6 protein-coding genes are annotated in these 13,109 nt (G+C 68.0%); 2 read left to right on the plus strand and 4 right to left on the minus strand.

The features are described from left to right. Nucleotides 1–73: 73 nt before the first annotated feature. Nucleotides 74–721 (plus strand): class I SAM-dependent methyltransferase, encoded by a 648-nt coding sequence (locus tag F0U63_RS20610; RefSeq protein ID WP_395847617.1) that lies wholly within the window; start codon nt 74–76, stop codon nt 719–721. A 102-nt stretch (nt 722–823) separates the two neighbouring features. Here F0U63_RS20610 and F0U63_RS20615 read toward each other — a convergent pair whose 3' ends face one another. Together F0U63_RS20615 and F0U63_RS20620 are read right to left on the minus strand one after the other, a co-directional pair. Next, nucleotides 824–4,147: a hypothetical protein gene (locus F0U63_RS20615; protein ID WP_395847618.1), complete on the minus strand. Its 3,324-nt coding sequence runs from the start codon at nt 4,145–4,147 to the stop codon at nt 824–826. Nucleotides 4,148–4,234: 87 nt separating this feature from the next. Continuing rightward, nucleotides 4,235–6,397 (minus strand): ATP-binding protein, encoded by a 2,163-nt coding sequence (locus F0U63_RS20620; RefSeq protein ID WP_395848395.1) that lies wholly within the window; start codon nt 6,395–6,397, stop codon nt 4,235–4,237. A 427-nt stretch (nt 6,398–6,824) separates the two neighbouring features. Here F0U63_RS20620 and F0U63_RS20625 point away from each other — a divergent pair, with 427 nt between their 5' ends. Further along, nucleotides 6,825–7,349, plus strand: a complete 525-nt coding sequence (locus F0U63_RS20625) for a WbuC family cupin fold metalloprotein (RefSeq protein WP_395847619.1) — start codon at nt 6,825–6,827, stop codon at nt 7,347–7,349. A 104-nt stretch (nt 7,350–7,453) separates the two neighbouring features. On the opposite strand, the gene F0U63_RS20630 is transcribed toward F0U63_RS20625, so the two are convergent. Continuing rightward, a complete protein-coding gene (locus F0U63_RS20630; protein WP_395847620.1) occupies nt 7,454–8,773 on the minus strand; it encodes a hypothetical protein in 1,320 nt (439 codons plus the stop codon). A gap of 3 nt (nt 8,774–8,776) precedes the next feature. Beyond that, the gene (locus F0U63_RS20635; RefSeq protein WP_395847621.1) at nt 8,777–13,027 is read right to left on the minus strand and encodes a M4 family metallopeptidase; all 4,251 of its coding nucleotides are present in this window, start codon (nt 13,025–13,027) and stop codon (nt 8,777–8,779) included. Nucleotides 13,028–13,109 lie beyond the last annotated feature (82 nt).

A 13,109-nucleotide genomic window follows, 5' to 3' on the forward strand; every position in this document is an offset into this window, starting at 1 on the left:
TCATCCTACTAGAGGCTAGTTTTGAATTGGCAAGGTTGCCGCCGATCACCGCATGTGAGTAGGTTGTCAATCCATGAGCGACAAACACAACGAATATACTCCGTACGAACCGTCAGCAGACATCGCGGCAGCGCTCGTATTTGGCGCTGTTGGGCCCGGTGCTCGAGTACTTGAGATCGGTTGTGGCATCGGAGATGACGCTTTGTTCTTAGCTGAATCAGGCTGTCGGGTGACGGCCTTCGATCGTTCAGAAATCTGCATTGCCTATGCACGTTCCCGCTACAAGTGGCTTCGGGGGTTAATTCAGCACAAATGCTCATTCTCAGTCGGCGACCACGAGAATCTAATGAGGCTGGCCCAATCGGATAAATCATTCGACCTTGTTTCGGACCGCTTGGTTTTCTCCAATATCGGTAACCAACGCATCAGAACGAGCTATTTAAAACACATCGCACACTTGATTCGCGAAGGTGGGCTTTTCTATCTCCGCGTGGGAGCGGGTTCTATGGCAACCACCTTCGCTGAAGCTAGACTTACGAAAACCGACAAAGAGACATTAGAAGACCTCTTTGCGCCGGTGGACCTGTGGGCAGAAAGGCATCGCGCGTCCAGGCGGCGACGTGTGCCTCTGACCAGCAGATGGATGCCGATGCTTCCAGTCCGTGGAGGATATAATCCTGCTGCAGCGGTCTTCCTGCTCGAAGCGAGAAACCGGCAATAAGCATCAAAGTCAATGCAATGTGCGTGAGCTGATATTGAAAATGTTTCAGGCGTGAGCCTTTTCTGACTCCCGCTGTCGGCGAAGGCGCCGTCCGTGTAAGGCCTACTCGTTCGCGGTGACGGTGGCGTAGGCCGCGGTACGGACGGCGGCACGCGGGTGCTGGCGCAACGCGCGCAGGCGTCGCGCCGCGCTCTCGTGCCAGCTCAGCCGTTGTCCGGCGGCGGAGACGAGTACCACGGCCACCAGCGGCAGCTTGGAGCCCACCCGGTCCGCGACCTCCAGCAGGAGTTCGGGCGTCCACTCGGCATCTTTCGGGCCCACCGCGGCGGCCACCTCGGCGGCGAGTCGCGGAGCCAGGAAGGGCTCCTCGCGGGTCTCCTCCTCCAATGCGAGCAGTACCGCCGAGGGCACATCGGCCTCGCGCCAATCGAGCCCGGCCAGACGGAGCGCGGCGCTCTCGGGCCATAGGGTCGCATCCTGGTTCAACACGCCCGCCAGTTCGTCGAGGCGCGTTCGCAGGCGCCGGCGCACCGGTCCGGGCAGCGCCAGCAGCGACTGGCACAGCTCCTTCAGCCGCTGGCGTGCCGGGACGTCCCGTTCGGACCTGGCGTCTTCCGTCTCGGAGACGGGCGCGGAGAGGAGCGCCGCCACGCAGGACACGAGGTGCTCGAAGGCCTTCCCGTCACGCACCGCCTGCACCAGGGCCTGTACCGCTTCCTGCCATCCGGCGCGGAGGGAGAGTTCCAGTACGTACCCGGCCGCGGCGCGGGCGCTCAGCTCCTCCGCTCCAGCGGACCAGGCCGGGAGCACCTGGAAGACCTCGCGGCGCACGTGGAACTCCGGACGCCGGGCCACCTCCAGGAGGAGGGTGGCATAGCGGGGGCGGAGGCTCGGGGGCAGCGTCGCGGGACGGGGGTTCAGGAGGCTCGAGGCCTCATCCGTGTCCGGACTTCGGGCCAGGGACTCCAGCAGCTCCCAGGCGGGCTCCTCGTCGAGCAGCCGGCGCGCGGCATGTCCCACGGCGATGCGGACGTCCCGGTGGGTTCCAGGCGTGTCCCATTGCTGGCGCAGCAGGGCCAGGCTGTGTGGCGTCCGGAAAGCGCCGAGCATTCGCACGGCCTCCTTGCGCACGGTCACCTTGAGCGGCTCGCGCGCGAGCAGTCCGGCCAGCAGGGCGGAGAGCCGTCCGGGGGACATGCGGTGCGCCACCCGGGGCAGCGCGTACATGGCCACCCGGGCCCTGTCTCCGTCGAGCGACTCCAGCAGCACGGGCAACGCCCGCTCCGGCTGGTCCAGCCACGCGAGCGCGCCGAGCGCTCCCTCCACGATGGGCACCTCTTCCGAATGGAGGAAGGACATGAGGTCCTCCACCCGGGTGACCTGGAGGCGGGGGAGGATCCACAGGTCGTCCAGCCGTTGGCTCGTGCTGAACTCCATGTCGCGCGCGGAGCGCAGGAGCTGGTCGCGGAAGCTGGCCTGCTGGCGCGGCAACCACCGCTGGAATCCGTGGGTGACCCGAGGCATCCAGGGCGTCCAGCCGAAGCGGAAGCGGCCCGGGAGCTTGCGTCCCTGAAGGAAGGGATCCAGCCACTCCTGCCGGTGCCGGTGCAGGTGGTGGAAGACGGGGTCGAGATTGATGACGCTCTCGTCGTGGTCGAGCAGCTTGCGCACCCGGGCATCGCGCGTGCGCGGCGGAGCGAGCCAGAGCTGGATGGCGTGGAGCGCGAACGTATCGGTGTCTTCCTCGGTGATGCGCTCGAGGAGGGTCTGGAGGGTGTCCAGGTGCCACGCGCGCCTTCCGAGCGCCTTGGCCAGGGCGATGACGAGGCGGTTGCGCTCCGGCAGACCCGCGGCCTGAATCCTGGGGAGCAGGGCCTCGAGGATGAGGTGCTCGGTGCCGCGCGGCAGGTTCTCCAGAGAGGGGAACTCGAGGGCCCCGGCCCGGCCCGCCAGCTTGCGCAGCGTGTTGAGGGCGAAGCGGAAGAGGGGGCTCCCTGTCGAGGTGGCGTGAGCGCGGAGGAACTTGAAGATCAACTCCCGCAGCAAGCTCTCCGTGCCGCTCGAGGTATCCCGCGCATCGAGGACGGCTGTCACCAGGAGCTCCAGGGCAGGGATGTGCTCGGAGGTGAAGACGGGTGAAGGGACGTATGGCAGTGCACCCATGACCGAGGCGCGGACCGGGTCCTGCTCGTTCTTGATGCGCGCGAGAAAGGCGAGCGTCTCCCCCATACCGCGGCGGGATTGCCCGGTGCAGTGCACGAGCAGCGAGAGCGCGGCGGCGCGCTCCTCGGCGTTGCTGGAGGAGGCCTCCTTCTGGAGGGGCTCGCGCGCGTGCTCGATGTCGCGCAGGGTGAGGGTGCTGAGATCCTGCTCCACCTCGAGGCGGAGCAGGCGCGTGGCCTCGGCATCACGGAGGGCAGGGGGCAGGACCTTGAGCAGCATGTAGTGCAGGACGCACGGTGCCTCGCCCTCGAAGGTGTCGGTATAGACGGCCGCGCGCTCGGAAGGAGGCAGGGCCGCGAGGAATTCCGCGAGGTGATGTGTGGCGTCCGCGAGGGCTCGCCCCAGCGCGACACGCTGCGCGTGGGAGAAGGCCCGGGCCCGGCGCAGCACGCTCCTGGGGATGCCCCGGTTGTTCAGGTGCTGGCGGTACGCCGGGCGTGCGAGGAACGCGGCGACCTGCTCGGGGTGGTTGCGCATGAGCCGTGACAGGAGGGTGGACTCGACGCTTCTCGACAGAGCGCCTTGGGGACGGCTCTCCCAGAGCAGGGCGAGCACCGCCTCGCCATGGTCCAGCGACAGTTCTTCCAGTGCCGCCATGTAGGTGGTGAGGCGGTGCTCGCGCTCGCGCTCCGGTGTGTGGGCGAGGTCCGATTGGATGAAGCCCAGCACCACGTCCGGATGGCGATGGACGAGGGTGCGCCAGCCATGGACCTCGTGTCCGAGCCGAGGCAGGAACTGGCGCACCGCGTCCGCGTCGAGGGCGGGAAGGAGGAGGGCGGCCTCGGCGGCACCGTGGCGGGAGTGGACGGAGGGGAGCAGGCGGGCCGCGAGGGCTCCTCTCCGGGCGAGTGCCACGCCCTTGAGGATGCGGCGCCGGACGAAGGGCGCCAGGTCCGGGAGGGCCCGCTCGAGCGCCGCGTCGTCCTGGATGAAGTCCCCGGCGAAGGCGGCGGCCCGGCCGCGCACGAGGCAGGAGGGATGGGTGAGGCCTCGCAGCAGGGTGGCTTCGTCGCGAGCGGCCCGGGCCAGCTCGAGCGCGAGGCACGCCTCGTAGGCGTCACCGGAGAGGAGCTCGGCCATGAGCCGTGTGAGCTCGGGAGCCCCCCGGGTGTCGCGTCCCAGGGTGGCCACTCGCGCGATGCGTGCGCCGTACCCCAGGGAATTCAGCTCCGACAGCAACGCTTCGCGTGATGGAACCCGCAAAACCCCTCCCTCTCGTTGGGAATGACGCCGAGGCGGACCGCGCTGTGGACGTGTGGAGGGGCTTGGGCCTGACAGGAGGCGCGAAGCTCACGCCGACGTCTGGGCCGGGCTGGAGGGCAGCTCCAGGGTGAAGGTGGCTCCGCGCCCCGGCCCTTCGCTGTGGACGGTCAAGGAGCCGCCCAGCTCCTGGGCCGCCAGGGCGCTGGAGTGCAGGCCGAAGCCGTGCCCCTCGTCCCGGGTGGTGAAGCCATACTGGAAGATGCGGGTGAGCATCTCCGGCGCGATGCCCATGCCGTTGTCATGCACCTGGATGCGGACACGGTCGGACTCGGCGGACTCCAGCTCCACGCGCAGCGTCCGCTCGGCGGGCGGCACCCCATCCATGGCGTACTTGGCGTTGCTGACCAGATTGACGAGGATCATCAGCGTCTTGTTCTTGTCGGTGAGCATCGGCGGCAGGGACGCCAGGTGCCGCACCACCTTCACCTGGTGACGGGTGAGTCCGGCCGAGTTGATGCGCAGCGCGTCCTCCACCAGATCGGCCAGCTGGACGGACTCATGCAGCCGGGGCGTGCGCGCGTAGTTCTGCTGCACCTTGACGATGTCGCCGATGTGCTCGGTGTAGCGGCCCACCTCCTCGAGCATCGAGATGATCTGCTGGCGGTCCTCGTGCAGGTTCTCCCCCAGCTTCTTCAGGAAGGGCATCAGGTGCCGCCCACGCTCTTCCTGGGTGAGGAAGACCGCGAGGTCCCCCTGGCGCTCCTCGAGCAGCCGGGCCACCCGGCTCACGTGTTCGAGCCTCATGCCCATCATCCGCTCCTTGGCCATCTGGGCCGAGGTGTAGACGCTGTTGAGCACGTTGCCCACGTTGTGCAGCACGTTGGTGGCGATCTCCGCCATGCCCGCCCGGCGAGCCGTCTGCACCAGATGCATGTGGACCTCCTTGAGCTCGCGGGTGCGCTCGTCGACCCGCTGCTCCAGCCCTTCGTTGGCCTGGCGGAGGGCCTCCTCGCGCCGCTGGACCTCGTTGGCCATGAGCTGGAATGCGCTGGCCAGTTGCCCCAACTCGTCACGGCGAGCGGTGTCCAGCGCCACCGCGTGGATGAAGTCACCGGCCGCCACCTGGTCGGTGGCCTGGGTCAGGTTCTTCAAGGGATGGGAGATCTGCTGCTGGAGCACCCGGTACATGATGGCCAGCTCCAACAGCAGTGACGCGATGCCGATCAGCAGGACGTAGCGTGACCCGAGGAGCGCGGGCCGGGACACCACGCTCGTGGGCAGGACCGTGGCGAGATTCCAGCCGGGGCCCCGCAGCCGCGTCACACCGATGTACTCGTCGTACTCCGGGAGCTTCAGGACGGTCTCCCCGGGCTCGTGGTTCTTGACCCGTTCGAAGATGCCGCGCAGGTGGGCCGCGAGGTCGGGCTGCTCGGTGGCGCTCAAGATGTTGTAGGGGCTGGTGGCGCTCTCCATCTTCAGCGCGGGATGGGCGATGAGCTGGCCGTCATCGCGGAAGAGGACGTTGTAGGCACCGGGCAGGTGATCGTTGAGGGTGCGCGCCATCAATTCGTCCAGAAGGACATCGTGGCCGAGCGTCGCGACATGGCGGCCGTCCAGGTCCACCGGAGTGGAGACGGACACCATCCATTTCCTGGAGACGGGCTCCAGGTAGATGCCGGTCCACAGCGTCTGCCGCCGTGGGTTCTTCTGGGGGCGGCTGAGATCGAAGTCCTCGTAGCCCTCGGCCGAGTCCGCCTTGAACTGCTGGCTCCAGGTGGGAGCCCTCGGCAGGTAGCCCAGGAGCGCGCCCTCCGGGAGGGTGACATAGGTCGTCCTGAAGCGGACATGGAAGCCAGGCCCATACTGGGAGAGCACGTCGTACGCGGCCATGAACCGGGCGCGGAACGCGTCATCGAGGGCCACGTGCGGAGCAATGAAGCCCTGAACCATCTTCGTGCCATCGAAGTGCTCGGTCCGGTTGCGCACCGTGCCATCGGGCCTCCGCTCGAACAGGCCATCGAAGCGGGCGTTCACGTCCTCCCGTGGAAGGGCCCGGAGCCGCTCCTCGAGCGCCTTCCGGAGGGCCGCGTGATTGTCCTCGGCCAACACGAAGATGGACTGCTCACGCTCACCGCGCTCCGACACATACTGCTGCAACTGCACGAGCGCCTCGGTGTGCAGGGTGTTGAGCAGGTGGACGTAGCTGAAGAGCGTGGACAGGGCGATGATGACCCCGATGCGCGCTCCCATCTTGAGGAGCGTCGAACGGGCCAGTGAGGAGCGGGAACTGGATGCTGGATGCATGATGACCCAGCCGTCCTTATAGTTCCGAACCCGTACCGATGCACGGTGGGCCAGGGGCGCGCGTCCGGTGAAACCGAGGCCGGCCCTTCAGCCCATGTCCGGCACATCTGGGCTTCGAGCGGATCGGTAGTTGCTGCGGCTTCGAGGATCCTTCCCTGCCATTTGGCGGCGGCCTGCTGGACGTGTACGAGGTGACGTACGAGGGCCTGGAGAAGCCGGTGACGCTCTACCTCGACATGTATCGCCGCCAGGAGCCGCGTGCGCCTACCGGCTCCCGCCTCGACTGAACCGGGCAGGTCTCCCGTGAGGCACTGGCGCCGGTTCACCCACGCATCCTGGACGTTCACCGTGCCCCTGTGCTCCGCTCGGTTTCATGAGTTCTTCCTATCGACGTGCCCTGGATGCCCCCGCGGGTGAGGTGGTGGTCCTCACGCGCTCCCTGGTCGAGGATGTCGTCGAGTCCTCCCGGACGAGCCCCCGGCGACGCATCATCCTCCCCTTGCACAAGAAGGAGGAGGAACTGCTGCACCGGATGCTCAATGTCATCCAGCCAGACAGCTACGTGCGGCCACACCGGCACCTGGATCCACCGAAGCCCGAGTCCTGGGTGGTGCTGCGCGGCGTGCTGGCCTTCTTCACTTTCGAGGAGGATGGCCGCGTGCGCGACTGCCTGACATTGGAGGCCGGCGGCGAGCGGTTCGGAGTGGACCTGGCCGCGGGCATCTTCCATGGGATCGTCGCCCTCGCGCCGGACACGGTGCTCTTCGAGGTGAAGAACGGGCCCTATGCACCCGCCAGTGACAAGTCCTTCGCTCCCTGGGCGCCCGCGGAGGGGTCTCCCGAGGCCGCGAGCTACCTGGCCCGGCTGCGCGAGGAGTACCAGCGGCGCCACCGGTAGCAGGCCCTCCGTGCCACTGGGGCCCACGTTGGCTGGAAACGACGACGGCGGCCCTCCCGGTGGAGAGGACCGCCGTCGAGACAACGCCAACAGACCGCTCGGGACTACTCGGTGGCGAGCACGCCCACGGCGACGTCGATGGTGCGCAGATCTCCCGTCGCCGTCAGGGCCTGGGCCTTGACGACGGACAGGGGGATGCGCGTGCCGGCGGGCAGCGAGGGCGCGAGCTTCACGTCCACCGCCACCGACACCAGCGCGCCGGTATACGCGGTGGCCGGGCCGCTCGTGCCCTTCTGGAACACGCCCACCCGCAGCGTGCCGTCCTGGGCGGTGCCCTTGATCAGCCGGGGCTCGTCACCGAGCGAGAACAGCCCGTTGGTGACGTACTCGGTGTCCGCCGAGGACACCCTGGCCCAGTCCGCGCGGGCCGCGTCCACGGAGAGCGTCAGGGCCACGCCGCGGCCGGACTGGCGCGTGGGGCCGAGCAGATCCAGCACGAGGTGGTTGCCCGACGAGGCGCTCGGGTTCTTCACGAGCCGCCAGCCGCTCGTGTCCGGGGGATTGGTGTAGCCACCGGCCTGGGCGGCCGGCACGGTGACGGTGGCGGTGCCCTTCTTCGTGGGGTCCGCCACGCTCGTGGCGACCACGGTGAAGGTGCCCGGATGCGAGGGCGCCGTGTAGACACCGGTGCTGGTGATGGTGCCCGAGCCCTCGCCTTCCACGCTCCAGGACACCGCCTGGGTGGTGGCGCCCTGGACGGCCGCGGTGAACTTCGTGGTGCCACCCGGCGCGCTCGTCGCCGTTCCAGGAGACACCTCGACGATGATTTTGCTCACCGTCACCTGGGCCTCGGCCTTCTTCGTGGGATCCGCCACGCTGGTGGCCACCACGGTGAAGGTGCCGGCCTGGGCGGGCGCGGTGTAGACGCCCGTGGGGGTGATGGTGCCGCCCGCGTCGCCCTCCTGGATGGACCAGGTGACCGCGGTGTCCGTGGCCCCTGTCACCTCGGCGGTGAAGGTGACGCTGCCTCCGGTGAGCACCGTGGCGGACGTCGGCGTGAGGGCGATGTGGATGGACGGGACGACCGGGGTGACGGTGACCTCGGCGGTGTCCTTCTTCGTGGTGTCCAGCGCGTTGGTGGCCACCACCGTGTAGGTGCCAGCCTGGGCGGGCGCCGTGTAGACGCCCGTGCTGGTGATGGTGCCCGAGGCGTCGCCCTCTACGCTCCAGAGGATCTTCGGCTCCTGGGTGCCCTCGACGGAGGCGGTGAAGGTCGTGGACTCCCCGGCCTTCACGGTGATGCTCCTGGGCGAGACGGTCACGGGCCCCGTGCCGGGCGTGGGGGGGGGCGGAGTGGGCTTGTCACCGCACGCGGCGAGTGCTCCGAGCAGCAGCGGAACAATGAGCCTGGTCAACGTTTTCATGGGTTAGCGTCCGAACTGGCTGTGGAAGAGGGTGACGTCGGTGTCGTCCACGGAGCCACTCGCATCGAGGTCCGCGGTCGTCGTGGAGGAAGCGCGGGTGCCCCAGCTCTGGGCGAGGCGTGCCATGTCCTCACCGTCCACGACACGATCCCCGTTGAGATCCGCGGTGTAGACGCGCACGTCCACCCGGGCGCTCAGGCGGGTGTCCCGCTTGTTGTGGATGAGCACGTGGCAGAGGCCGGGCGCGGCCGGTGCCGTGTAGGCGCCCGTCCACGAGACGGTTCCGCAGATGCGGCCTTCCTGCACGTTCCAGAGCAGCAGCGGATCCGCCCCCTGGGTCAGCAGGGTGCTCAGTTCATACGTCCCTTCCACCGGCACGACGATTCGCGTGGAGGACAGCAGCGGGCCCGCGCGCGTGAAGGGGGCCGTGGCCGAGGCGGAATGGCCGTAGGCATCGAAGGCCACCACCTTGAGGGTGTGCTCGCCCGGCGCCAGGGGCAGGGTGCTGAAGGGCAGCCGGTACGGCGCCGCCTGGACGCTGCCCTGGTAGACACCATCCACGTAGAACTCCACGGCCGTGACGCCCGTGTCGTCGGTGGCGGAGGCCGTGAACACCGTCGCCTCGTACTCGCCCTCCACCGCCGCGCTGACGGTCGGGGGCGTCGTGTCGGTCACCACGTTCACGGTGAAGGGCACCGTGACCGACTTCTCGTTGCCCGCCCGGTCCGTGGCCTTGGCCATGAACGTGTGCTGCCCGTTGGCGAGCGCGGACGTGTCGAACGGACTCGTGTACTGGCCTTTGGGGTCGGTGAAGCTGGCCACCGGGCCGCCATCCACGAAGAACTCGAGCTTCGCCGTCCACGTGTTGTCGCTCACTTTGGCGGAGAGCTGCACCCGTGAGCCGGAGTCGCCACGCACGCTCGCGTCGAGCGAGGGGGCCAGGGTGTCCGGAGTGCTCGACACCTCCAGGTAGACGTCGTCGAGCGCGAAACGCGTGTAGCCGGTGTTCGGGTTCTCCGGGGGCTCCTCCAGGTTGGACTCGAAGAAGAGCTGGATCGTCTGCCCCTTGAACGCGCTCAGCTCATAACGGTGCTCGGCGTAGTCGGGGGTGCCGTTCACGTTCGAGATGATCTCCAGCGTCTTCAGGTCGTTGCCGTTGACGTCGCGGACCTTCGCTGTGAACGTGTGATGGGCCACGTTGTCGGAGAAGGCGGTGCTCTCGACCCACAGCCAGAAGCTGTAGACGGCCGACGCGGCGTCCGCGGGGAGGGTGACGGTCTGCCTCAGGGTCGACGTGTTGGGGCCCTCTTCGTGGCTGAACCGGACGAGGTTCAATCCTGAGTACGCCAGGAGGAAGTTCTCGAGGACGCGATTGCTCGTGGGGTATGGCGTCTCGAGCGTCCACCCTTCGGCCTGGCCCGTCTGAGGGTCATAGAACTCGAAGTCAGGGTTCTGCACCACCTGCCCGCGGCGCTCCACGTAGAACGGCAGGTGCTCGGACGTGCTCGTGTTGCCGGCCGCGTCCGTGGCCTTGACCACGAGCGTGTGCTGGCCAGCTCCCAGCGCGCTGGCGCTCAGGAGTTTCGCGAACGTCCTGGGCACGGAGCCTCGGGAGGTGCCGTCCACGAACAACTCGACGGCATTGACGAAGCCGTTGTCCCAGACGTGTCCCAGCAAGGCCACCCGGCCGCTCTCCGGGTCGCTCTTGACGCCGGCCGTCACGAACGGCGCCTCGGTGTCGGGGCGGGTGAGGACACGCAGCGAGAGATCATCGAGCCGGAACTGGCTGGCGAGACCATCGTCGTTCTCGGTGCCCACGAAGTGCAGCTGCACCGTCTGGCCCGCGAACCGGGTCAGATCGACACTCACCTGCACCCAGCCGAGCGTCGAGTCGACGTTGGACCAGCTCGCGGGCTGCTCGAGGAGGTTGCCCTGGGGGTCCCGCACCTGCACCGCCAGGGTGTCCTGGGCCTGGGTGCCAAGGTCATCGGTGCGGACGTTGAGATAGAAGGTCAGCGCGGCCGTCTGGGTATCGGCGGGGAAGGTGACCTGCTGGGAGAGGCGGTCCACGGCGCTCGTGCCATAGCCATTGAAGAGGGCGTAGCCCCAACCCGTGCGTGCCCCGATGAAGGAATGGACGATGATGGAGGAGTCGCTGTCGGTCGGCTCCTGTACCCAGTCCGTTCCATCCAGCTCGAAGCCAGGATCGCGCAGGAGCTGCGAGAAGCTCTGGGTCACGGTGAAGCCGATGGGCGCGGAGGAGCCCGCGTTACCGGCCAGATCGATGGCCTTGGCCACCACCTGGTGCGTGCCGGGGTCGGCCTGGGTGGTGTCGATCGTGAACTCGAAGGGCTGCATGCCGTCGCTGCTCGTGAGGACACCGTCGACATAGAACTCCACGCGCGTCACGCCGATGTTGTCCGAGGCCACCGCGTTGAAGCGCAGCGTGGGCGCGCTGCCCGACAGGCTCAGGCTCGCCCTGGGCGGCGTGAGATCGTCATAGGTGCTCGCGCTGTAGCCCACGTTGATGGCGGCGAAGGCGTTCTGCACGGCGCGGTACTCCTGGGAGCCGCTGCCGTGGAGCTCCGCCGCCGCCCGGAGCGAGGCCGAGCGGGCCGCCACGTAGTTGCTGGCGGGAGTCAGGTAGGCGGTGATGGCGCGGTACCAGATGGCCGCCGCCTTGTCGTTGCCGATGCCCGTCATGCCGTCGGGCAGGTACTGGCTCGAGTAGTCATTCGGCGTCGCCGTCGATCGCGCGCCCTGGGCCAGGAAGAAGAAGGCGCGGTTCATCGGGCCACTGCTGTAGTGGACATCGATGGAGCCGAGACCAGGAGACCAGGCGTCCTCGCTGTGGCCGTCCAGGCTCGGCTTGTACATGTAGCGCAGCGGCGTGTCGCGGACCTGCTCGCCGATGGTCCAGTCGCCGCCCGTGTCACCAATGGTGTCGCCCCGGCCGTTGCGGACCCAGAACTCCGCCATGGTGCCGAAGATGTCGGAGTTGGCCTCGTTCAGTCCGCCGGACTCCCCCGAGTAGATGAGCGCGGCGGTCTGGGACATGACGCCGTGGCTCAGCTCGTGGCCCGTGATGTCGAGCGACACGACGGACTTGATGCCATCCGGTTTCGGAAAGGAACCGTCGCCGTAGCTCATGCAGAAGCAGTCGTCGTCCCAGAAGGCATTGTTCATGCCCTTGCCGACGTGCACGTAGTTGAAGGTCGGCGTGCCCGCGTTGTCGATGCCGAAGCGGTTGTGGATCTTCTGGTAGTAGTCCCACGTGGCCTGCAGGCCGTAGTGCGCGTCCACGGCCGCCGTCTGGCCATTCTCGCTCAGGGTGCCGGCGCCCGGGTCGAAGTTCTGTCCATCACCCCAGACGTTGTCCTCGTCCTGGTACAGCACGGGGAGCGGCGTCTCGCCGTTTTCGAGGTCGGCGTGATTGACGTCGTACGTGCGCAGGCCCTCGCCATAGGTGCGCGTCGTGTCACGCAGCTCGTAGCGGCCGGCCGCGTTCTGGAAGACGTCGAGCCGCACGTCGCCGCTGTATTGCGAGCGGCCCGTCCCCACGGCGGCCGCGGTCCGCAGCGAGTTCCACCGCTCGAGGACCACCCCCGAGCGGGCGTCGAGCAGGAAGTCCGTCTGCTTGACGCCGTCCTGGGCGTTGTCCAGCACGGTGTGCACGTGCCAGGCGAGGCGGTAGCCCACCACTTCTTCCTGGAAGTCCTCCGCGTTGGCCCGCAGGCGGCGCTTGCCGCCCGGCGCGACCACGCGCTTCACCTCGGGATAGATGACGAGCTGGGTGCCGGGCTGCTTCGTGGGCAGACCGAGCGGGCGCACCTCGAGCAGGGCCAGGGCCGCCGCGCTCGCCGCGTCCACCACGGGACGCGTGCTCACGCGGATGTGCGGGCGCACGCTGTCCTTCGTCACCTTCAGGCCGCGGCCGGACGGATCCAGGTGGGTGATGGCCACGCCGCCCCACACCGGAATGCCCTCATGCAACTGCTGGAAGCGGGTATGCGTGAGGCCGAAGCTGTCCGTCTGGACGCTCGACAGGCGGAACTCATCCCGTTCGCTCAGACCGAGCTGCCCGCTCTGGGCTTTCAACAGCGAGAGCGACTCCGCCGCGCGCGAGGGTTCACGGGCGCGCAACTGGAGCAGGGTGGGTTGGGAAACGGAGGCGAGTCTTCCGCCCGCCGCCAGGGAAGGCCCCGCCACCAACGAGGCGAGGAGCAGGGGCCAGCGAGGCCACGGCATGGACATGGGTTTTCGCTCCACCGGACTGCGTGACTGCGTCGAGGAGAGGGCCGGCGGGTGCCCATCCCTGAGCACCAGAACCGGAGCT

The organism is Cystobacter fuscus, from assembly GCF_044360685.1.
Classification (GTDB): Bacteria; Myxococcota; Myxococcia; order Myxococcales; family Myxococcaceae; genus Cystobacter; species Cystobacter fuscus_C.

Bases quoted from the DNA above. Each gene is read 5' to 3' on its own strand.
- F0U63_RS20610 (WP_395847617.1), top strand. From the start codon at position 74: ATGAGCGACAAACACAACGAATATACTCCGTACGAACCGTCAGCAGAC.
- F0U63_RS20620 (WP_395848395.1), bottom strand. From the start codon at position 6,397: ATGGGAGCGCGCATCGGGGTCATCATCGCCCTGTCCACGCTCTTCAGC.
- F0U63_RS20625 (WP_395847619.1), top strand. From the start codon at position 6,825: ATGAGTTCTTCCTATCGACGTGCCCTGGATGCCCCCGCGGGTGAGGTG.
- F0U63_RS20630 (WP_395847620.1), bottom strand. From the start codon at position 8,773: ATGAAAACGTTGACCAGGCTCATTGTTCCGCTGCTGCTCGGAGCACTC.
- F0U63_RS20635 (WP_395847621.1), bottom strand. From the start codon at position 13,027: ATGTCCATGCCGTGGCCTCGCTGGCCCCTGCTCCTCGCCTCGTTGGTG.